The sequence below is a fragment of the Methanomassiliicoccales archaeon genome, assembly GCA_026394395.1.
GTDB lineage: Archaea > Thermoplasmatota > Thermoplasmata > Methanomassiliicoccales > UBA472 > UBA472.
Window position 1 is genome coordinate 211,460 of the sequence record JAPKYK010000003.1, and the last position, 19,088, is coordinate 230,547.

Annotated in this window: 25 protein-coding genes; 11 read left to right on the top strand and 14 right to left on the bottom strand. The window is 57.1% G+C overall.

Going from position 1 to position 19,088, the window contains the following annotated elements; all coding sequences use genetic code 11:
- Positions 1 to 187: 187 nt before the first annotated feature.
- The gene (locus NT131_04795; protein ID MCX6650958.1) at positions 188 to 670 is read right to left on the bottom strand and encodes a flavodoxin domain-containing protein; all 483 of its coding nucleotides are present in this window, start codon (positions 668 to 670) and stop codon (positions 188 to 190) included.
- A gap of 419 nt (positions 671 to 1,089) precedes the next feature.
- On the opposite strand from NT131_04795, the gene NT131_04800 reads away from it, so the two are divergent.
- The gene (locus tag NT131_04800) at positions 1,090 to 1,212 is read left to right on the top strand and encodes a hypothetical protein (protein MCX6650959.1); all 123 of its coding nucleotides are present in this window, start codon (positions 1,090 to 1,092) and stop codon (positions 1,210 to 1,212) included.
- Positions 1,213 to 1,284: 72 nt separating this feature from the next.
- Here the strand turns inward: NT131_04800 and NT131_04805 are convergent, their stop codons facing one another.
- From NT131_04805 to NT131_04825, 5 genes are read right to left on the bottom strand one after another with little or no spacing between them, the layout of a single operon-like run.
- Positions 1,285 to 1,608 carry a hypothetical protein gene (locus tag NT131_04805; GenBank protein ID MCX6650960.1) on the bottom strand — a complete coding sequence of 108 codons (324 nt, stop codon included), beginning with the start codon at positions 1,606 to 1,608 and terminating at the stop codon, positions 1,285 to 1,287.
- The gene (locus tag NT131_04810; protein MCX6650961.1) at positions 1,605 to 2,039 is read right to left on the bottom strand and encodes a universal stress protein; all 435 of its coding nucleotides are present in this window, start codon (positions 2,037 to 2,039) and stop codon (positions 1,605 to 1,607) included. Before NT131_04810 ends, NT131_04805 begins: the two co-directional genes overlap by 4 nt.
- 59 nt (positions 2,040 to 2,098) lie before the next feature.
- Entirely contained in the window at positions 2,099 to 3,751 is a 1,653-nt protein-coding gene (locus tag NT131_04815; GenBank protein ID MCX6650962.1) for an MDR family MFS transporter, read from the bottom strand.
- 15 nt (positions 3,752 to 3,766) lie between these two features.
- Complete coding sequence (locus NT131_04820; GenBank protein ID MCX6650963.1) at positions 3,767 to 4,462, bottom strand: TetR/AcrR family transcriptional regulator; 696 nt, start codon at positions 4,460 to 4,462, stop codon at positions 3,767 to 3,769.
- A 36-nt stretch (positions 4,463 to 4,498) separates the two neighbouring features.
- Positions 4,499 to 4,891, bottom strand: a complete 393-nt coding sequence (locus tag NT131_04825) for a YkgJ family cysteine cluster protein (protein ID MCX6650964.1) — start codon at positions 4,889 to 4,891, stop codon at positions 4,499 to 4,501.
- Positions 4,892 to 5,008: 117 nt separating this feature from the next.
- On the opposite strand from NT131_04825, the gene NT131_04830 reads away from it, so the two are divergent.
- Positions 5,009 to 5,293, top strand: a complete 285-nt coding sequence (locus NT131_04830) for a hypothetical protein (GenBank protein MCX6650965.1) — start codon at positions 5,009 to 5,011, stop codon at positions 5,291 to 5,293.
- A gap of 25 nt (positions 5,294 to 5,318) precedes the next feature.
- On the opposite strand, the gene NT131_04835 is transcribed toward NT131_04830, so the two are convergent.
- From NT131_04835 to NT131_04850, 4 genes are all read right to left on the bottom strand, one after another.
- Entirely contained in the window at positions 5,319 to 5,783 is a 465-nt protein-coding gene (locus tag NT131_04835; GenBank protein ID MCX6650966.1) for a GNAT family N-acetyltransferase, read from the bottom strand.
- A gap of 98 nt (positions 5,784 to 5,881) precedes the next feature.
- Positions 5,882 to 6,841: a radical SAM protein gene (locus tag NT131_04840; protein ID MCX6650967.1), complete on the bottom strand. Its 960-nt coding sequence runs from the start codon at positions 6,839 to 6,841 to the stop codon at positions 5,882 to 5,884.
- A 115-nt stretch (positions 6,842 to 6,956) separates the two neighbouring features.
- On the bottom strand, positions 6,957 to 7,166 hold the full coding sequence (locus tag NT131_04845; GenBank protein MCX6650968.1) for a hypothetical protein: 210 nt from the start codon (positions 7,164 to 7,166) through the stop codon (positions 6,957 to 6,959).
- A 144-nt stretch (positions 7,167 to 7,310) separates the two neighbouring features.
- On the bottom strand, positions 7,311 to 7,598 hold the full coding sequence (locus NT131_04850) for a transcriptional repressor (protein MCX6650969.1): 288 nt from the start codon (positions 7,596 to 7,598) through the stop codon (positions 7,311 to 7,313).
- A gap of 155 nt (positions 7,599 to 7,753) precedes the next feature.
- On the opposite strand from NT131_04850, the gene NT131_04855 reads away from it, so the two are divergent.
- The 3 genes from NT131_04855 (at position 7,754) to NT131_04865 (ending at position 9,212) form a co-directional block, all read left to right on the top strand.
- Positions 7,754 to 8,074 (top strand): hypothetical protein, encoded by a 321-nt coding sequence (locus NT131_04855; GenBank protein MCX6650970.1) that lies wholly within the window; start codon positions 7,754 to 7,756, stop codon positions 8,072 to 8,074.
- 3 nt (positions 8,075 to 8,077) lie between these two features.
- Complete coding sequence (locus tag NT131_04860) at positions 8,078 to 8,596, top strand: 4Fe-4S binding protein (protein MCX6650971.1); 519 nt, start codon at positions 8,078 to 8,080, stop codon at positions 8,594 to 8,596.
- 103 nt (positions 8,597 to 8,699) lie between these two features.
- Positions 8,700 to 9,212, top strand: a complete 513-nt coding sequence (locus NT131_04865) for a heme-binding protein (GenBank protein MCX6650972.1) — start codon at positions 8,700 to 8,702, stop codon at positions 9,210 to 9,212.
- A gap of 33 nt (positions 9,213 to 9,245) precedes the next feature.
- Here the strand turns inward: NT131_04865 and NT131_04870 are convergent, their stop codons facing one another.
- The gene (locus tag NT131_04870) at positions 9,246 to 9,758 is read right to left on the bottom strand and encodes a DUF6141 family protein (protein MCX6650973.1); all 513 of its coding nucleotides are present in this window, start codon (positions 9,756 to 9,758) and stop codon (positions 9,246 to 9,248) included.
- 89 nt (positions 9,759 to 9,847) lie between these two features.
- On the opposite strand from NT131_04870, the gene msrB reads away from it, so the two are divergent.
- The 4 genes from msrB to NT131_04890 are packed head-to-tail and all read left to right on the top strand — an operon-like array spanning position 9,848 to position 12,993.
- On the top strand, positions 9,848 to 10,240 hold the full coding sequence (gene msrB / locus NT131_04875; protein ID MCX6650974.1) for a peptide-methionine (R)-S-oxide reductase MsrB: 393 nt from the start codon (positions 9,848 to 9,850) through the stop codon (positions 10,238 to 10,240).
- A 4-nt stretch (positions 10,241 to 10,244) separates the two neighbouring features.
- The gene (gene corA, locus NT131_04880; GenBank protein ID MCX6650975.1) at positions 10,245 to 11,324 is read left to right on the top strand and encodes a magnesium/cobalt transporter CorA; all 1,080 of its coding nucleotides are present in this window, start codon (positions 10,245 to 10,247) and stop codon (positions 11,322 to 11,324) included.
- A gap of 9 nt (positions 11,325 to 11,333) precedes the next feature.
- Positions 11,334 to 12,365, top strand: coding sequence for an inorganic phosphate transporter (locus tag NT131_04885; GenBank protein ID MCX6650976.1), 1,032 nt, complete (start codon positions 11,334 to 11,336; stop codon positions 12,363 to 12,365).
- A 1-nt stretch (position 12,366) separates the two neighbouring features.
- Positions 12,367 to 12,993 carry a DUF47 family protein gene (locus tag NT131_04890; GenBank protein MCX6650977.1) on the top strand — a complete coding sequence of 209 codons (627 nt, stop codon included), beginning with the start codon at positions 12,367 to 12,369 and terminating at the stop codon, positions 12,991 to 12,993.
- On the opposite strand, the gene NT131_04895 is transcribed toward NT131_04890, so the two are convergent.
- Positions 12,990 to 13,937 (bottom strand): EF-Tu/IF-2/RF-3 family GTPase, encoded by a 948-nt coding sequence (locus NT131_04895; protein MCX6650978.1) that lies wholly within the window; start codon positions 13,935 to 13,937, stop codon positions 12,990 to 12,992. The two genes, NT131_04890 and NT131_04895, sit on opposite strands and share 4 nt — an antisense overlap.
- Positions 13,938 to 14,021: 84 nt before the next feature.
- Between NT131_04895 and pap the strand changes: the two genes are divergently transcribed.
- Both pap and NT131_04905 read left to right on the top strand, forming a co-directional pair.
- Positions 14,022 to 15,518: a polyphosphate:AMP phosphotransferase gene (pap, locus tag NT131_04900; protein MCX6650979.1), complete on the top strand. Its 1,497-nt coding sequence runs from the start codon at positions 14,022 to 14,024 to the stop codon at positions 15,516 to 15,518.
- 84 nt (positions 15,519 to 15,602) lie between these two features.
- Positions 15,603 to 16,988 carry a DEAD/DEAH box helicase gene (locus NT131_04905; GenBank protein ID MCX6650980.1) on the top strand — a complete coding sequence of 462 codons (1,386 nt, stop codon included), beginning with the start codon at positions 15,603 to 15,605 and terminating at the stop codon, positions 16,986 to 16,988.
- 57 nt (positions 16,989 to 17,045) lie between these two features.
- Here NT131_04905 and NT131_04910 read toward each other — a convergent pair whose 3' ends face one another.
- Together NT131_04910 and NT131_04915 are read right to left on the bottom strand one after the other, a co-directional pair.
- Positions 17,046 to 18,350: an ABC transporter permease gene (locus NT131_04910; protein ID MCX6650981.1), complete on the bottom strand. Its 1,305-nt coding sequence runs from the start codon at positions 18,348 to 18,350 to the stop codon at positions 17,046 to 17,048.
- Positions 18,347 to 19,066, bottom strand: a complete 720-nt coding sequence (locus NT131_04915; GenBank protein ID MCX6650982.1) for an ABC transporter ATP-binding protein — start codon at positions 19,064 to 19,066, stop codon at positions 18,347 to 18,349. The genes NT131_04910 and NT131_04915 overlap by 4 nt, the downstream gene beginning before the upstream one ends.
- Between the last annotated feature and the right edge of the window lie 22 nt (positions 19,067 to 19,088).

The following is a 19,088-nucleotide window of genomic DNA, read 5'->3' on the forward strand; positions in this document are numbered from 1 at the left end:
TCATCCAATCCTGGTTGATGAGATCCGACCTCATGCACTAATCATATATTTAGCGATAGATGCAACGACCTCTAAATCCAGCGTACCTACTTCTGCAACATCCATTCGGCCTGAAAATTGTCTAAGGGGACGTATGAATCGTCCTTTATTAGTGCCTGATTAAGAAAGGTTTAATGGGTTTGACAGATCACTTCTTCAGTTCGGCCAGTACCTGCTTCGTGAATTGCTTGGCCTCATCCTGGCCTGTCGCGGTCAATGGCCCCTTCATTCCAGTGACCCCTATGTGCAGCACGGCCTCCTGAGTTTTGAGACCCTCAGCTTTGGCCAGGTCCCTGAGCTTTGGAGCCGCCCCTTTGGTGGCCCAAGAGCCCTTGTTCCTCTCGGCCATGTCCTCAGGTACGCCCATCATGGTGTCGAACATGACGATGGGTTGGTCCTTCCAGCCCAAAGACTTCAGGTCCTTGACGAAGTTCTTTGCGGCCGAGGTCATCTTGAACATCCTGGTCGGTGAACCGACGAACATTATGTCCCCGTCCAAAGAAGGCTTGGAGTTATCCTTCAAGTTCACCAGAACGGCCTCGTTCCCGTCGGCCTTTATCTGATCTGCTATGGCTTCGGCCACCATCTTGGTGTTGCCGTACACGCTGTCGAAAACTACCATACTTTTCATGCAATGGCCTCGTGAATGGCTATGTGAGTGTTATTCGATGTCACATATCTAAAAATTACTCCGCATGTTATTTCCAACCATCCGGTCCGGAAATCGATGCCCCCTCAGAGCTCGCTTGCAAGTATACCTTCCTCGAAACTGCCTTTATTCCTTTACGCATTATAACAAAAATGAAGGTCTTTTGATAATGCTGGAACTCTCTTTCCGCTACCTATTTCTAATCAATTTATTTATTGTTAATGAATAATTCTTTGAAAAATTGTTAGAATGCATCCAGTTAAATACTAGAGGAAATATGGCATCCTTATCCCGCAACCACAAGGAAGCGAGATATAACAACAGTAGGTAGTTTAGTAATGTACGGAAACAGAGGTAATTCCGGCGGATACAACCGCCCAAGAAACGATGGACCCCGCGAGATGCACGACGTTGTTTGTTCCGACTGCGGAGCAGCGACTCAGGTACCTTTTAAACCGACTGAGGGCAGGCCTGTCTATTGCAGGGACTGCTTCCAGAAGCACAAGCCGAAGGACCGGTTCTAAGCACTTAGGTGCTAAACCTTTCTGGGGCGTAAGCCCCATTTAAACCATTTTCACTTTATTCTATCAAGCTCCTCATATCTGGCCAATGCTATGGACCGTGTCATCGAAAATGTTCCCAGGGACCAAAGGGTTTTTTATGTCAGAACCGATGGAACTGGATATCGTGTCGAAATCCTTGGACGGGAAAATGTTGAGGAAGGTACCTCTGCGGAATCCAAGCTCTATCGTGCTCTGCGAGATGGGGTTCGTATGCATCGATGTAGGCCATTTTCCCGACAGAAGGTCCAGGCGTATGTCCCCGAAGATCTTGGTGGCCTGCGTTTCCATGATGAAGCGCACCTCCCCCGGACCTTCGTTCTCCGGGGAGTTGGTGAATTGGACCAAGGGATGGCTCACTTCATGGCCTTGATGACCAGCACCGGGCACTTGGCCTCGCGGACCACCTTTTCAGCCACACTGCCGATGAGCAGGTGCGGTAATCCGGTGCGGCCCTGGGTGCCCATGACGATAAGGTCGAACTTATCGGACATAGCGATGATGTCAAAGGCCGGGCTGCCCATCTTGACCTCGGGGGTTATCTTGATACCCATAGCTTTCGCCATCTCGGTGGCCTCTTTCACTGCGGCGTCCGCGACGTCCGCCTCAGGGTTTCCGAGGGGCATAGAGGTCATGCTCTGGACCCGGGAACTCGGTTTGCTGATATCGATCACGCTCAGGGCGGTCACTTCAGCGTTCGAAAGCTTGGCTATCTGAAGTCCATGCTCGAGGGCCTTATTGCTGTTCTTGCTACCGTCGGTAGGTATCAGTATTTTTTTGTACGGAAACATGTCAACACCTTACTATTCTCTGTCATGATATTTCTTAGATGAGATGGATGAAAAGGTTTTCACTCCCCTTTTTTCTTGATCATTGAACCTGCTTCAGGAGTGGTGGCTTCGTTCCCGGGCTTTGCCAAGTCCTTCACCTCGATCTCGTGGTACTCCTCGGCGCTCTTTAGCGGCACGTTCTTGACGAACGCGCTGGCGACAAGCGCGAATAGCACGATGATCGAGGAGATGAAGAACATATAGCTGATGCTGTTGCTGAGCGAGTCCCGTATAGACCCCAGGACCTCGGTGGGTATGGATGCCGCTTGCGCCGAGAGGAGCAACCCGCCGATGCTATTGACGTCCGTGGTCGGGAGGCTGGCCATGGCCGCCGGGGTTAGGTTGGAGTTCAGTTCCGTCGCCATCTTGGCATTGACTATGGCTCCCAGGACGGCGACACCTATGGTCCCACCGATGCTTCGGAACAGGCTCATCGATGAGGTAACCACTCCCATCTCCTTCTTCCTCATGACGTTCTGGGCGGCAACGATGAAGTTGGACATGACCGCTCCCAGTCCCATGCCGGTGATGATCAGGAAGACAATGGCATCCGTTTGTGAGCTGCCGGAATGCAAGGTGGACAATAGATAAAGTCCACCGGCGGCGATGGGCGGTCCTATCAACAACCAGGGCTTATAGCCGGTCCTTTTCAGGAGGAACCCACTGGCCAGGCTGGTGGCCATAACCCCCATCATCAACGGAATGAGGGTCTCACCGCTGTTGGTGGCGCTCATGCCAATGATAGCCTGTAGGAACAACGGTAGGTACGATATCACACCGAACAAACCGAAGGACATTATGAACAAGCCAATGCTCCCGATGCTGAATATCGGTTCCTTGAACATGTGCAGTGGCAGTATGGGGTCGGCGGCCTTCCTCTCGATATGGATGAAGGCTATCAGCGAGCTGATGGCCAGTACCGCCAGGCCGATTATCTCCAAGCTGTCCCAGGCATAAGTACTTCCACCCCAGGAGACCGCCAACAGAGCAGGGCCCAGCGTGGAGGTCAAGGTCAGCATTCCCGGGTAGTCGATGGGCAACGCATCATCCTTCCTCAGCACGGGGAACTTTAGGGTGGTGACCAATATGGCCAGTATGCCCACGGGAATGTTCACGTAGAACACCCAGCGCCAGTTCATGTTGTCCACTATGAAACCGCCCAGGAAGGGACCGATGACACTGGACACGGCGAATATGGCACCGAGCATGCCCTGTATCTTACCCCTTTCCGTAGGAGCGTATAGGTCGGCCACCGTGGCCATGGTCACTGGCATCATAGCACCTCCGCCGAATCCTTGGATGAAACGGCAAACGATGAGCATCTCCATGCTATTGGACATGCCAGCTAATATGGACCCGGCCAGGAACAGCAGCATTCCCGTGAGGAACACCGGCTTCCGCCCAAAGCGGTCGGACATCTTCCCGGCTATGGGAATGGTCACGGTCTCGGCCAGCATGTAACCGATGAACAACCAGGCGTACAGGTTCATGCCGCCCAGTTCGCCGACGATCTTGGGGAGGCAAGTACCCACGATGGTCTGGTCCAGGCTGGCCAGCAGCATGCCTAAGCCCAGCCCTATCATGATGAAGGTCCTGGTCTTCTTGGCCTTTATATCCTGGTCTGTCTCGACCTTGTGGTTCGGACCTTCTTCAGCTTTCTTCTTTTTGAACATGTGATCCGCCCTTGACTATGAATTTTGAGCTACCTTACCGTCTTGATCGAAGCGGCCCATCTCTTCGAGCAGGGTGAACGAGCCGGGTTCCATGCACAGGAGCCTCTCGATAAGTCCCTGCATCACTTTGAGCCGAGCTTCGGTCGAATCTGTTCTAACTGAGGTCATATAGATGTCGCGCAGCCAGTTCATGGATGCCAGCAGGGCCACGGACGTCTCGAAAGGGTGCTGGGCGTGGAAAACGCCCTCCTCGTTCCCCTGTTCGATTATACGCTGCAAAACGGGGACCATGGACACCCTGGCACGTTCCTCCATGAGCAGATGGATAGCCTGGTTCCGTTCCTGCCGGAACAAAGATACCAGGTCCTTGGAGCGCTCGCTGACCCCGGAACTTACCGAGATCAACGCCGCGTACCGATCCAGGGCGCTAAGCCCCTCTTTTTCCATGATCTTGGCCACCGACGAGTCGACCTCGTCGAGCGTCCTGAGGACGATGTTCCTGAGCATCTCCTCCTTGGATTCGAAATAGTGATAGAACAGGCCTTTGGAAACGCCCATGGACCCCACGATGTCATCTATGGAGGTGTTCTCGAACCCATTTTCCTTGAAGAGAGAAAGAGCTGTCTCTAGGAACTCGTCCTGGCGGCTCGATAGCATGGTAGTACTGCGGCGTCTGTTCATTGACCGACCGTCGGTCAGTTTCAGAACCATATTTAAATTTGGCGGTCCGGATGAGTCGTATAATAATCACTGTTCGATCCGATCCTGCCTCTTGATCGCTTCGGCGTCAATTGTATCCAGCAGTCTGCGCAGACGCTCTCCCTTCTCCCGGACCTCCTCTTTGGTAAGAGTCCGACCTTCCGGGCACAGGTCGTCAATGATGATATCGCCCTCGTCCGTCAAGTTCACGGGATAGATGCTGCATCCAAGCGGTCGGGCGGCGTATTCCCGGCAGCGTTCCTGATCGCGGTCAAAGAAAAAGCAGTGACCGTTCACGTTCCTGAGCCGAGGTATGCGGTCCTGGCCTATGATCATGAACTCCCCCTCGGAGTATCCACGCCGCACCAGTCTGGATATGTCCGCCTGGCACAGCTCCATCTGAGTGTCCTGGCAGCATTTGGTGCAATGGGTGCAGCGCATCGTTAGAAGGGATGCCACAGGCGTGATTTAACCTTGAGCCCGATCCCCTCGACCTACCAGGAACACATTAATTATCAAGGACCTGCCATGTGTGAAATGGAAGAACGAGGTAAGGAAATGGGAGTGAGATACGGATTGTTCAATCATACCAAGAAAGAGTTCGTGGTGCCCGAGCACATACCCGTGGACGCGGCCGACCCGACCACCCACCCCTACGCGGCCTTCATCGCCTACCTGATGGTAGAGGATTGGAGGTACGATCACGTGGTGCTCATGGACGACTCGAATGACTTCGATTGCCAGCGCATGTTCGGTTCGAAGTACAAGGACCGCTCGGTCGATCTGTGGAACTGTTTCGTGACGATATTCGGCTGGCAGTTCAAGGACCTGAAGAAGGTCTGAGCCCTATACGTCGGATGTGCGCGGCTCAGATCTTTTTGAGCATGTTCAGGCTCATGGTATCGTAGCCCAGCGATTCGTAGAGGTGTCTGGCCGCATCGTTGTAGGCGAACACGTGAAGCGCCAAGGAGCTGATCTTCATAAGGCGGGCTTTGGCCTCCAACGCCTCCATCATAGCCCTCCCGTAGCCCCGCCCGCGGAACCCTTCCTCGATGAACACCGTGAAGATGAATCCGCGCCGCTCTTCTCCGGGCTCTACTCGGATCCAGACGTGGCCGACCGGTACGTCTGTCTCGGAATCTTTGGCGGTGTAGAAATGGTGACCTTCGGTGTGCGAGCCGTTCGGCAGCAGGTTGTCGTGGGCCTCGCGGGACCTCTCCAATGAGTTGTAGGAGGACCAATACCCGGCCTTGACGTTCTCGTCGGCGTACCGTCTTATGCCCCCTTCCACCATGGCCTTGAACTCCTTCTTGGTCATGGTGACCAAACGCACCTCTACCAACTGAGCTCACCTGACCCTGGGACATGCGCAAGGAAATTATTTTAAACGATTGACGCGCGCCCTGGGATGCACACATCTTTTAAATCTAATCAATGATCGCTGGCGGGGCGGTCGAGGTCCAATGGCACGCTGTAGAACGTTTTGCCGGAATACTTCGTTGGCCGCAGCCTGCCCGTGTCCACAAGCCTTCGTAGGCCCTCCCTGGCCTCCTCCTCTCCCATGGCGAACGCCAGCAGCTCCAGGGCCTGGTCTTCGCGCAAGGGGTGGTTCTTGGCGATCTCTACCAGCTCGGCCTCACGCTCCTCCTTGTTCCTTATGAACGGGCCCTCCTCTGGTCCGGTCATGTCTATGGCCTCGGGGAAGACATCGAACACCTGCTGCAGCGCCTCCTTGGTCGGAGGCCTTACCCAGCTCTCCGCCGGCGGCCGTATGGGCGCGTTCACGTACACCCGATCGGCGCCTACTTGCCTCATCACCTTGCGTATGTTCAGTAGAGAGGGCAGCGAATCGTTAACCTCTTGCACCAGCATCAGTTCCGCCCATATCTGCCCGTGATATTCATCGCGCAGTAGCCGAAGGCCTTCCAGGACATCGTCCAACTTCAGCGACCGCGGGGGCCGGTGCAATCGGCGGAAGGTCCGTTCGTCCCCGGCGGAAACGGTCGGGGAAATCACATCGAAATAAGACGCGGCCGCCCGCACTTCGGACAGGCGGAACATGGACCCGTTGGTGATCAGGGCCATCTTCCCGTCCCAGAACCTGCGGACCCCCTCGGCCATCTCTCCCAGGTTCAAAGCTATGGTCGGCTCTCCATCCCCCATGAAGGTGACGTAGTCGATCTCATTCCCAGAATCGATCGCCTTCTTCACGTCGGCGATGACCTCCGCCGTCTCGTAAAGCGCCACCCTTTCGGCCTGCAATTTCGGCGTTCTTCCCAGCTGACAATACACGCAGGAGTAGTTGCAGGTCTTGCGCGGCAGCGGATTGACGCCTAGGGACCTCCCGAACCTGCGGGACGGCACCGGGCCGAACACATACTCGGATATCATGGACGTTTTCGTTGTATGTTAGGCCGGCATGGGGTAAAATGATAATCCCGTAATGCAAAGAACTCAGAATAATGGATTAGTTAAAAGGTTTGACGGGAAAGTTTTGAGGGCTTGATCAGCCCTGGAAGCAGCGGTATACCCAGTACTTCTTTCCGTCAACGGTGATCTCCTCGGGCTTGGCCCTGGGGTCTCCGACGGAGTAGTACGGCGGGAAGTTGGGGTTGGCCTTGGTCACGCGCAGTGCGTCCTTCTCGTTGGGGAACTTCTTCTTTACCTCTTCAGCGACCTTGTCCGGAACGCCGAAAGTTAATTCGACAGTGGTCATATAATTTCCTCCTTGTAGCGGTCTTCACCGCTGAATACTCCAACCTCTTGCAGGGGTATAAGGGTTTGTTACACGCCCGTGTAACCAGATACACCCTGATGATACAGGTTCAGAGCATATGAAACGAGAATATCGGGGAAAGGATCAAGGGCCGGCACAGGCGGTCTGCTTGATGAGGTCGAGGTTGATACTGCGGGCGGCCAGGCGGTACACTATCTCTTTGCTCTCCCCCTTGTACAGCTTCACCAGGAAGTTGGACTTGTAGAGCACCTCCAGCTCCCGATAGATGGTCGCCCTCTCCTTGCGCTCCGGGAACCTCTCGTTGTACATCTTGTAGACGTGCACCGCAGAGGCCTCTCCCTCGGCCATTATCTTGAGTATCCTTAGGCGGGTGTCCGACGACAGCGCCTTGGCCACTTCCTCGATCTCCATCTGGGCGAGCATGTACTTCCCAGTTAATAAGCGTTGAACCCCCACCTAAAGTCAATTGGCTCTGGAATGTGGGGACGATTCCCGATCGGGGCTGGCACTGGACCTGGGTAATCGTTCTATATGCCTCCGGCCCATTACTTTTGAAAGGTGGACGCTTGGGCCGCAAGACCATGCTTTACGTGCGCATCATCAAGGGCGGTTTCCGTTATCGTTTCAGGCTGGCCAATCTGACCCGGTGGCCTCTCCTGGGAAGGATGATGGACCGTGCGTTCTTCGAGGGCGATGACATATACGTGCTGCCCAAGGAGACCACCGGCAGAATGGTGGACATCTCCCTGGACCTTCCCGACCAAGTCCGTGAGGACGCCATGGTCCCTTCCGAGGTCGTGCGCCACTTCGTGGAGGGCTCCCGCTACCATTTCCTCATGAACTACTGCATATGCCGCACCTCGGCTCACTGCCAGGACTATCCGTGAGAGTTGGGCTGCCTGTTCCTGGGGAAAGTTGTTCTAAAGATAGACCCCCAGCTGGGCCGTCTGGTCAGCAAGGAGGAGGCGCTGGCACATCTGGACCACTGCCAGGAGGCCGGGCTGGTCCACCTCATCGGGCGGAACAAGATAGACAGCGTGTGGACCTCCGCCACCCCGAAGGAGGACCTCATGACCATCTGCAACTGCTGCCCCTGTTGCTGCCTGTGGAAGATGCTCCCCCAGCTGGACCTTGGAATATCCAGCAAGATAAGGCGCTTGCCCGGGGTGCACCTCACCGTCGACCCTGAGAAGTGCGTGGGCTGCGGCAAGTGCGTCGAAGGCTGTTACGTCAAGGCCGTCACTCTCGTAGGTGGTAAGGCGGTAATCAATCAGGACGTGTGCAAGGGCTGCGCCCGCTGCGCGCACGGTTGCTCGGAGAAGGCCATAACGCTGCACCTGGAAGACCTGGACTTCATCGCCCACGCCGTAGAGTCTTTGACCCCACTGGTGGACGTGAGCAAGGAATGAATGTGGACGATACCAAGCGGTTAATTATCTCTTCAGTGAATGTTATTACATCAATGCGCTAACCTCGAGCGAGGCGAGCGGGCGGTCCGGAGGTGGATGACATATGGTCAAGAGCATCCCGTACGAGGTAGTCAGGCACCTGGGCGAGGCAGAGCTGAGACGCTACGACGAACTGGTCCTGGCCACGGTCTACGATATGGAAGAGGACGAGTCCTTCCAGCTCCTGTTCAGGTACATCGGCGGGGAGAACGACGGTCAAGTGAAGCTGTCCATGACCACTCCGGTCGTTACCCGTACAGGGGAGCCGGCGGACCCGGACTCCGAAGGGCACATGTCCTTCATCCTGCCCAGTGAGGTCAAGGTATCGCAAGCCCCGAAGCCCAGCGATCCGCGGGTGGTGCTGGAAACTAAGAAGGGCGGCATTTTCGCCATCATGCGCTTCCGAGGGAAGGCCGTCGGCGACGACGTGCAGAGGATGACCAATGAGCTGCTGGGCGAGCTAAAGGAAGCCAATTACGTGATGGACGGGCGGCCGTTCCTGCTCCGCTACAATTCACCTTTCACCCCGGGATTCTTGCGGCACAACGAGGTGGCTGTGCGGGTGGCGCAGAAGTAGCTGAAGAACTTCTGTCAAGGCCCCTTCGAGTGCTTACGTTTTCTTTGGTCGTGATATGAGGTCCACGGACATCTTTAGCTGCTCGGCCCTCTGCGAACCGATCATTACCTTTCTGCCATCCCTCAAATTGAACTTTACTCCACGCCTTTCGGACACATTGTAGGCCCGATCGGACGCCGTCCCTTTGATCCCCCAGCCGCCGTAATCGGAGAGAGGATCGTAATCCATCGCCTGATAGGAGTCGATGTCCCGGGGGGATAGCATTCGGGCCCGGGGCATGAACGGCCAAAGCTTGATGTATACCGCGTCCGAGACCGTGATCGTCAGGTGCATATTGAACATTATCAGCGGAAACAGAATGCCGAAGCCGATGAAGAACACGAGCACGAACTCATCCGAGGCGGGGTTGTTGCCCCAGGGCTCGCCCATTACCAGCTGTGTCACCGCCGCCCACCAGGCCAGACCGCTGGCGAGCAGGATGATCAGAACGAACCACCAGGGGCGGTAATACTTCAACTCGCGGAAGCGGACAGCGGGAACGCTCATGCGCAAACGTATCGGAGCCCTGAGTTTTTAATCCTCTGGTGGGGAGCAAGCCAAATAAACCCATCCATCCATATCATGCCGGGGTGGACATGGGCAGGAAGGTGGAGAGGACCGAGGAGGAATGGCGGAAGGAGCTGAGCGCGGAGGAGTACCGTGTGCTCCGCAACAAGGGAACGGAGGCCCCGTTCACCGGCAAATACTTCAAGAGCCACTATCAGGGCGCTTACGTGTGCACCGGCTGCGGCAAAGTGCTTTTCTTCTCCGATGACAAGTTCGACTCTGGATGCGGTTGGCCCAGCTTCATCAAGCCGGCGGAGGAAGTGGAGGAAAAGCGGGACCTGAGCCATGGCATGGCGCGCACCGAGGTGCTTTGCCCGGACTGCGGAGGGCACCTCGGGCATGTGTTCGACGACGGGCCGGCTCCCACCGGCCAAAGGTATTGTATAAATTCCGTTTCCATTAGGTTGAGACCGAGGGAGTGATCTTATGGAATCAGGGAAGACCAAGGCTAACACCCAACGAGCCACGACCAAGGTGGGAATGCCCCCTGGCTCCCTGGTCTACATCGGAGAGACCGGCCCGGCGCCTACCACCGTATGCCTATTGGACTATACCGAGACCGACGTGCTGGAGAAGACCGGGGTCACCCTGGAGGAATGTCTGCCTCTGAGGGACAGCCCCAGCGTCACCTGGCTTAACTTCTCCGGTATGGCCAATGTGGACATGGTAAGACAGCTTGGTGAGGCCTTCGGTCTGCACCCTCTGGTCATGGAAGACATACTCCACATGGGACAGAGGCCGAAGCTGGAGATGTACGATAAGTACGTCTATCTCGTGGTAAAAATGATCTACCGGAGAGAGAACGACAAAGAGGTCACCTACGAGCAGCTCTCCCTTGTCCTGGGCAAGAACTATGTCCTTTCCTTCCAGGAGCGGGAGGGCGATGTTTTCTGCGGATTGCGCGAGCGCGTCCGCAATAATAAGGGCCGCATCAGAAAATTAGGAGCCGACTACCTGGTATACTCCATGTTGGACTTGGTGGTGGACAATTACTTCCCGGCCTTGGAGAAGGTCGGGGACCTGGTGGAGGACATCGAGGAGAGGCTGTCCGATAACCCTGAGCCAGACATACTGGGTGATATCTATCGATTGAAAAGGGAGGTGCTCTTCCTGCGCAAGTCCATCTGGCCCATTAGGGAGGTGGTGGCCGCCCTTATGAGACAGGACACCGAGCTGGTTTCCCCGGGGACCAACACCTACCTGCGCGACGTCTACGACCACACCATCCAGGTGATGGATGTCGTGGAGACGTACACGGACATGCTGGCCGAGCTCCTTGACGTCTACATGTCCAGCGTCAGCAACCGCATGAACGAGATAATGAAGACGCTGACCATCATAGCCACCATATTCATCCCCCTGACCTTCATCGTAGGTGTATTCGGAATGAACTTCGCGTTCATGCCAGAACTGACCAACGAACTGGCCTATCCGGCGGTGTTGATCGGCATGACCGGCGTATCGTTGCTGATGCTCTACTACTTCCGACGCAAGGGCTGGATGTGAAGGATGGACATGGACGTACTATCGGTGCTGGCTGTCGCAGGGATCCTGCTATCTCTCTTCTTCGCTTTCACCAATGGTTACAACGACGCCGGGGCGGATGTGGCCACCATGGTCTCCTCCGGGGCGGCCTCGGTGAAGGGGGCGCTGCTCACTGCCTCCACCGCCAACTTCGTCGGCGCTCTGGTCGGGGGGAGCGCGGTGGCACTGACCTTGCAGGGCGTGCTGACCAACGATGTGGGGCAGGACGTGGCCCTGGCCATGTTCGCCGCCATCGTCGCCGCCAACGCCTGGAACCTGTTCACTTGGTATTACGGCATTCCGTCGTCGTCCACCCATGCTCTGATAGGCGGGCTGATAGGCGTCGGCCTGGCCTTCCATGGCCTGTCCGGGGTGAACTGGGGATGGGAGGAACTGCTGGGAGGGCACCTTACTGGAGTGACCAAGGTGCTGACCTTCCTTATAGCCTCGGTACTGCTTGGGTTCTGGGGAGGGTACATTCTGATGAAAGTAGCACAATTGGCCCTCCGTCGGGCCAAGGTCAGCGTCAACGCCGACCTGAAGCGGGCGCAGTGGATAACCACTGGCATGCAGACCTTCGCTCACGGGGCTAACGACGCCCAGAAGCAGATGGCTTTGATCGCCCTTCTTTTGATAGCGCTCGGATCGTCCTCTAGCATGGATGTGCCGCTGTGGGTTCGGGTGGCCTGTGCCGCGGCCATCGCCCTGGGTACGCTGGGCGGCGGTTACCGCATAATGAGGACGGTGGGTCGGAAGATATTCAAGATCAGGCCGGTGCACGCCCTGGTGGCTCAAGCCAACTCGTCACTGACCGTGCTATTCTCCACGCTGCTGGGAGCGCCGGTGTCCTCCACCCAGGTGATCACCTCTGGCGTGATGGGCGTGGGCACGGCGGAGAACCGCAAGCTGGTGCATTGGCGGGTGGGGAAAGACCTGGTGGTCTCTTGGTTCCTGTCCATCCCGGTCACCATGGTCTTGGCAGCGATACTGGTAATAGCATTGAGGTCGCTCATGGGGTTGTAACATGGAAGAGAAGAAAGGTCTGTTGGACGGTCTGTTCCCTCCGAAGTATGATTTCCACGCCATGCTGGTCTCCCAGGCGGATTCCACGGTCGAAGGCGTCGAGCTGTTGTTAGCGGCCTTGAGGGGGGAGAGGGAAAATCACTTGAGAGCGCTGGTGGAGCTGGACCACCGCACCGACCAGTTTAGGCACGACATGGAGCGCAAACTGGGGGAGGCCTTCTCTACGCCCTTCGACCGGCAGGACATATACAGCATGTCCCGGCAGTTGGAGGCGGTCATGAACTTCGCCCGGACTACGCTGGTGGAGATGGACGCCTTCGACGTGGAACCGGACCGTTGCATGCTGGACATGGCCGAACACCTGTTAGTGGGTACGAGGGAGGTGACTGAGGCCATGAAGGTGCTCGGCAAGGGTTTGGATAGGACCGACCTGCTCATCAAGAAACTGCGGGCAGAGGAGGAGCTTCTGGAGGAGACGTACATCCTCGGCATGCGCGAGGTCTTCCTATTGCCAGATCACATGATGGTGCTGAAGAAGCGGGAGATATACCATCACATAAAGGACGCCGGCAGGGCGATGAGCGCCACCGCCGACATACTGCACCGGGCGGCCTTTGGTATGGGTTAGAGGTCGATGGTGCCCACGATGCGCAACTTCCCGCCCTCGAGATAATGGACGACGGCGCGCGATCCCTTGTAATGGATGAGCGGCTTTTCCAGCGTCAGCACGACCTGTGGTGCCTTAACGTCCCCGCTGACCGATTTCACCCGGCAGGGCAGGAACTGCATCCAATGTCCCAGGTGCAACACCATACCTTCCTTGATCGGCGATTGCCAGTACTTTACCAGGTTCAATTGGACGTTGATCTCTGAGGTGACGATCATGCCCGGGTCGTTGGTGAGCACGAAACCACGGTCCAGCTCCTCGGCCTCGATGTTCTTCAGGGCCAGGCCGACCCGGTCGCCCCGGTAGGCCACGTCGAAGTCGTCGTCGTGCTTCTGGATGGAGCGCACCAGCGCCGTCCGCTCCGTCGGCAGCACCTTGAGGTTGTCGTGCCTGTTCACGACGCCCTTGGCCACGTACCCCAATATGACGGTCCCGACCCCCTTCACGTTGAAGTGATGGTCTATGGGCACGACGCCCAGCCCTTCGTTCACATATTGGACCTTGGCCGCCTCCTCCAGCAGGAACTCGCGGATGATGTTGGCGTCGTCGGGCATGTAGGTGTAGTTGGTCAGGACGGTGTCCTTGAGCAACGGGGCGATGCGGTCCGGGGTGAGGTAATCACGCAGGATGAAGACGCCGCGCTTGACCTTGGCGCAGTCCAGCATGAGCAACGTTTCGCCCAAAGAGGCGTCTATCTTGTCCACCACGACCAGCGCTATCTCGGCCAGGTTGACGCAGAAGTACAGCGAGTTGATGCGCTCCGGGTACTTGGACGGTTCCAGGATGCTGACGGTATCATGACCCTTCTTCAGGTCGTAGATGGTGATGTCGCTGACGGTCCCCTTCTTCCCCAGCTCCTTGGCCAGTCCGAGGACGCCGACCGCCGCCACGTTGAGGTTTCCCATGAACGGGGTCAAGCCCTGAAGGGACATTAGCCTTTCGCCGAGCCAATCGTTATCTATCCCCCTCCGCCATCTCCCATAGGGAGAATGTTCGAGCACGTAGATCTGGACAAGCACTTGGACCAGGCTAGCTACGACAAGGTGGTCCCGGAGCTGAAGGACCGGCTGGGCGAACTGCAGCGGCAGGCCAGGGACGCGGGCATGCCCGTCATAGTGGTCTTCGAGGGCTGGGACACCGTGGGCCTTAGCGAGATCGTAAACAAGTTCATCCTGCCCTTGGACCCCCGTGGCTTCCTGGTGCATCCCATATCTGCACCTAGTTCCGAGGAGCGCTCCCGACCTTTTCTATGGCGATTCTTCGTGCGCATCCCCGCCCGTGGCCGGATAGCGGTCTTCGACCGCTCCTGGTACTTCCGTTCCTTGGCCAGGGCCATAGACCGCAAGGAGGACGACGCCCGCCAGACCTGGCGCGAGATCGCGGAGTTCGAGGAGATGCTCTCCCGGGACGACTACCTCATAATGAAGTTCTTCCTGCATATCAGCAAGAAGGAGCACAAGAAGCGCCTGGAGAAGTACCGCGAGTCCGAACTGAACCAGTGCGGCATAAGCGACGTGGAGCTGGATTTCTTCAAGAAGTACGAGAAGATGCTGCCGCTGATCGAGGAGATGATCGAGAGGACCGACCGGGAGCACGCCCCCTGGACCATCGTGGAGGCGGAGGATCCAAAGTTCGCCTCGGCCAAGATTCTCACCACCTCGGTGCGCATGCTGGAGTACGGGCTATCAAAATTGGCCAGTAAGAACCAGATCCATATGGACAGCAACCCGCTCATCAAGAACGGACAGATGTTCAATTCCTCGCGCGGCGGAGTGGATCTGCAGAAGAATCTTTCCCAGGCCGAGTACCGGGATAAGCTGAAGAAGCTGCAGGACCGGGTAGGGGAACTGCAGTGCGAACTTAACCGCCTTAAGTTCTCGACCATCGTGGTCTTCGAGGGCTGGGACGCGGCGGGGAAGGGCGGGGCCATTCAGCGCCTGACGGCCGAGCTTAACCCCCGGGGCTACGAAGTGGTCCCGGTGGGCTCGCCGACCGTGGACGAGAAAGCTCACCATTACCTGTGGCGGTTCTATCAGAAGCTGCCCCCGGCCGGGCACGTCCGCATCTTCGATCGCTCCTGGTACGGAAGGGTGCTGGTGGAACGGGTGGAGGGTTTCTGCTCCACCGAGGAGTGGAAGTGCGCCTACAAGGAGATCAACCAGTTCGAGGAGATGCTGGTGAAGAACGGCACCGTTCTGGTGAAGATATGGATGGAGATCGACAAGGATACACAGATGCAGCGCTTCAAGGAGAGGGACGCCGACCCGCACAAGCAGTGGAAGATCACCGAGGAGGATTGGCGCAACCGGGACAAGTGGGACTTCTACGGACGGGCGATAGACGAGATGCTCTTCCGCACCAGCACCAACCAGGCCCCTTGGACCATCGTGGAGAGCAACGACAAGTACTACTCCAGAGTGAAAACGCTGCAGACCATAGTGGCGGCCATGGAGGCTCGGGTCCCGAAGGGAAAAGACTCCAAATGATTAATATCCTCAGGGCTATGCCCTTGCAATTGACAAGTGATCCTGATGACTAGTTTCCAAGATTTCGGCCTAAGGGATGAGATAATGAGGGCCGTCGAACGCATGGGGTTCGTCGAACCGACCCCGGTGCAGGAGCGTACCATCCCCCTTATCATGAAGGGGAGGGACGTCATAGCCCAGGCCCAGACGGGCACGGGCAAGACCGCGGCCTTCGGCATACCCATCCTTGAGTCCCTCACTAAAGGAGTCAAACCGTTCTCCCTCGTCATCGTGCCCACCAGAGAGCTGGGGGCCCAGGTGGCCGACGAAATAAAGAAGCTTTCCTATTACATGGACGACGTGCGGGTGCTGTCGGTCTATGGCGGAAAGTCCATTGACGATCAGATCGATGTACTGCGCAAGGGCGTGGACATCGTCGTCGGCACCCCCGGCCGCATCATCGACCATCTGCACCGGGGGACGCTCAGCCTCAACGAGATCGAGGTCCTGGTGCTGGACGAGGCCGACCGCATGCTGGACATGGGGTTCATCGAGGACATCGATTACATCGTCTCCAAGGTCAAGACCCCGCGCCAGACCATGCTGTTCTCGGCCACCATCCCCGTCGGGGTGCGCGAGATAGCACAGAAGTACATGAACGACCCGGAGACGATAATGATTGGCGAAGAACAACTAGTGCTGCCCACCACCAAACAGATCTACTTCAACATCGAGCGCAAGAACAAGATATGGGCGCTCTGCCGGGTGCTGGACGCCTACAAGCCCAAGGCCATGGTCTTTGTGCAGACCAAGGTGATGGTGGAAATAATTGCCAAGCATTTGGCGTCATACGGCTACCCCGTGAGCTCCCTGCATGGAGATCTTACGCAGGCCAAGAGGGAGAAGGTGCTGCAGGATTTCCGCGATGACAAGACTGCTGTGCTGATCGCCACGGACGTGGCCGCCCGCGGACTGGACATCGAGGGTGTCACCCACGTCATCAATTATGATATACCGGAGGACCCGGAGATCTACGTGCACCGCATCGGTAGGACCGGGCGCGCTGGCAAGGAAGGCGTAGCTATCACCTTCATCACCTCAAAGGAGAACTACCTGCTGAAGAAGATCAACGAGTTAGGCGTTACGGAGATCACCCACGAGGAGGTTCCGGAGAGCGGTCGCAAGGACGTCATCCGCCGGGTCATGGACTTCGAGGACCAGGCGGACCTGTTCGGCATGGTGCTCTTTGCGGTCACCGCGGAAGGCGCGTCGGTGGAGCGCGGGGCGCTCCTGGATATGTTGGTGCGCAAGCTAAGGGTCCCGGAGCTCGGGGTGGGCAACATCAACGTGCTTCAGGACCGCACCGAGTTCGAGATCCACAAGGACTCGGCCAAGAAGGTGCTTATGGAGCTGAAGTCCCTGCGCCTGAACGACAAAAGGCTCAAGGTGGAGATCGTCCACCGCGAGCTGCCCCCGATATCCATGCAGTAGGCGGAAACCTCTTCCTTCGTTTCTAATCAGATAAAGTGATGGAAAGGGGTTTGCCGATCAGCGCCGCTTCCTCTTCGACATCTTCATGATCGCTGCCAGCACCGGGAACTTGGCCATCTTCTCCTCGCTGATCATCTTCCCCGTCAGCAGTATGTCCTTCTTGAACAGGGTGACGGCGACGAACATGGCCAACAGCGCCATGATCGTCGAGTAGGCAATCCCGGCGAGCACCAGCGGATAATCGTCGAACATCAGGGAGCGCATGGCGATCATGGGATGGGAGAAGGGTATGGCGAACACCAATATCTTGGCCACCAGCGGCAGGGTGTCGAAATCGGTGAACATGGTGATGAACATGGGTATCATGGCCAGGAACGTCACCGGCATGGTCATGGTCTGGGCCGCCTTGTAGTTCTTGGTGAATATGCCTAGTATCATGCACAAGGCCAGGGCGAACACCAGGGCGGCGAAGAGCGAAGCCCCGACCAGCACGTAGTCCAGAAGGTCCAAGGTCAGCCCGTACTGCGCCAGGTCGATGCTGGACGATCCCATCAGGGAATTGAAGTAGAAGCTCATGCCCAGCATGTAGATGACCGCCATTATCAGGCCGACCACGGCCGCGCCCAGCAACTTGCCGAAGACGATGGACGTGCGGCTGATGGGCATCGTGAGCAGCGTTTCCAGGGTCTTGTTCTCCTCCTCCGAGCCCATGGAGGAGATGACGATGCTACCAGCGTAGATTATCACCATCATGACGATCAATGGCATGATGAAGGACTGGGAGGACATGACGCTGGAGAGGGTGACCGGGGATATGCCGGCCATCTCCTTGTCCTTGAAAATGGTGGTCTCGGTCAGCTGCGTGGGGTTCAGGATGATGGTGGCATTGTTGCTCAGGTCATAGGTGATCAGGGTGGCCGAGATGGTCTGGTCCACATTGAACAGCACGTTCTCCGCCACGGCGCTTGGGAGCGAATCCATGATGCCGGCGCCCTTCATAATCCAGTAGGCCTCGATGGTGCCGGTCTTGTTACTCAGTATGTCCGAGGTGAAGTTGCTGGGGATGATGAAGAGGGCCACACCGTCCTCGTCGTCCAGGGTCTGCAAGGCCTCCTGCACGCTGTTCCCCACGTACACTATCTCAGCCGTCTGGTTCATGACCTGGAAGGCCACCTCTGAAAGGATCTCGGTGTCGTTGTTTATCAGGGCGATCTTGGGCGGTTCGTCCAGCGAGTTCTCCACGCCGCTGAAAGCCCCTCCGAGGGAACCGAACAGCAGGGCGATGACGATTATGGGGATTAGAGTGGCCGGGGTGAGCAGCTCTTTGATCTCCTTCCTGGCTATCTTCGACAGGTTGCTCATTCCTTCACCACCGTGACGAACACTTCCTCGATGTTGTTGGCCCCATATCTCTCCTTAAGTTCGGCCGGCGTCCCTTCGGCCATTATCCTGCCGTCGTTGATGAGGGCGATGCGGTCGCATAGGAGCTCGACCTCTAACATATTGTGCGAGGACAGTAGCACCGTAGTGCCCTGTGCGGCGAACGCTTTCACCGTGCGCCTTATCTCCTGCGCGTTCAGCACGTCCAAGCCGGAGGTCAGCTCGTCCAGGATGGCCAATTTCGGTTTGATCATCAGTGCTCTGGCCACCAGCAGGCGCCGGGCCATGCCCTTGCTGTACGTCTCGACCTTATCATCTATCCTCTCGCCCAGGTTAGCGATCTCCAACCCCCGGGCCACCAGTTCTTCCGCTCCCTTGCCCTCGGCGAAGAACTGGGCAATGAACTTCAGGTACTCGCGACCTCTGAGGTGCTTGTAGGCCCCGGCGTCCTCAGGGAGGTAGCTTATGACCTTCCTGACCTGGTCCGGCTTGTTCCTAAGGTCGATGCCTTGTATCTTAACTTCCCCTCCGGTGATCTCCAGCAGCGTCGACAGGATACGCAGGGTGGTGGTCTTGCCCGCCCCGTTCGGGCCGATGAGACCGTATACCTCTTTCTCCCGCACGTTGAACGATATCCCCTTGATCGCTTTGAAGGACCCATAATCCTTGACCAGGTCCTTGACCTCAATGGCGAACATCAAGATTCCCCGGTTGGTGGTT

Coding starts and splice junctions, on each gene's coding strand:
- NT131_04795 (MCX6650958.1), bottom strand. CDS start 670: ATGAAAAGTATGGTAGTTTTCGACAGCGTGTACGGCAACACCAAGATG.
- NT131_04800 (MCX6650959.1), top strand. CDS start 1,090: ATGCACGACGTTGTTTGTTCCGACTGCGGAGCAGCGACTCAGGTACCT.
- NT131_04810 (MCX6650961.1), bottom strand. CDS start 2,039: ATGTTTCCGTACAAAAAAATACTGATACCTACCGACGGTAGCAAGAAC.
- NT131_04815 (MCX6650962.1), bottom strand. CDS start 3,751: ATGTTCAAAAAGAAGAAAGCTGAAGAAGGTCCGAACCACAAGGTCGAG.
- NT131_04820 (MCX6650963.1), bottom strand. CDS start 4,462: ATGGTTCTGAAACTGACCGACGGTCGGTCAATGAACAGACGCCGCAGT.
- NT131_04825 (MCX6650964.1), bottom strand. CDS start 4,891: ATGCGCTGCACCCATTGCACCAAATGCTGCCAGGACACTCAGATGGAG.
- NT131_04830 (MCX6650965.1), top strand. CDS start 5,009: ATGGGAGTGAGATACGGATTGTTCAATCATACCAAGAAAGAGTTCGTG.
- NT131_04840 (MCX6650967.1), bottom strand. CDS start 6,841: ATGATATCCGAGTATGTGTTCGGCCCGGTGCCGTCCCGCAGGTTCGGG.
- NT131_04845 (MCX6650968.1), bottom strand. CDS start 7,166: ATGACCACTGTCGAATTAACTTTCGGCGTTCCGGACAAGGTCGCTGAA.
- NT131_04850 (MCX6650969.1), bottom strand. CDS start 7,598: ATGGAGATCGAGGAAGTGGCCAAGGCGCTGTCGTCGGACACCCGCCTA.
- NT131_04865 (MCX6650972.1), top strand. CDS start 8,700: ATGGTCAAGAGCATCCCGTACGAGGTAGTCAGGCACCTGGGCGAGGCA.
- NT131_04870 (MCX6650973.1), bottom strand. CDS start 9,758: ATGAGCGTTCCCGCTGTCCGCTTCCGCGAGTTGAAGTATTACCGCCCC.
- msrB (MCX6650974.1), top strand. CDS start 9,848: ATGGGCAGGAAGGTGGAGAGGACCGAGGAGGAATGGCGGAAGGAGCTG.
- corA (MCX6650975.1), top strand. CDS start 10,245: ATGGAATCAGGGAAGACCAAGGCTAACACCCAACGAGCCACGACCAAG.
- NT131_04885 (MCX6650976.1), top strand. CDS start 11,334: ATGGACGTACTATCGGTGCTGGCTGTCGCAGGGATCCTGCTATCTCTC.
- NT131_04890 (MCX6650977.1), top strand. CDS start 12,367: ATGGAAGAGAAGAAAGGTCTGTTGGACGGTCTGTTCCCTCCGAAGTAT.
- NT131_04895 (MCX6650978.1), bottom strand. CDS start 13,937: ATGGGAAACCTCAACGTGGCGGCGGTCGGCGTCCTCGGACTGGCCAAG.
- pap (MCX6650979.1), top strand. CDS start 14,022: ATGTTCGAGCACGTAGATCTGGACAAGCACTTGGACCAGGCTAGCTAC.
- NT131_04905 (MCX6650980.1), top strand. CDS start 15,603: ATGAGGGCCGTCGAACGCATGGGGTTCGTCGAACCGACCCCGGTGCAG.
- NT131_04910 (MCX6650981.1), bottom strand. CDS start 18,350: ATGAGCAACCTGTCGAAGATAGCCAGGAAGGAGATCAAAGAGCTGCTC.
- NT131_04915 (MCX6650982.1), bottom strand. CDS start 19,066: ATGTTCGCCATTGAGGTCAAGGACCTGGTCAAGGATTATGGGTCCTTC.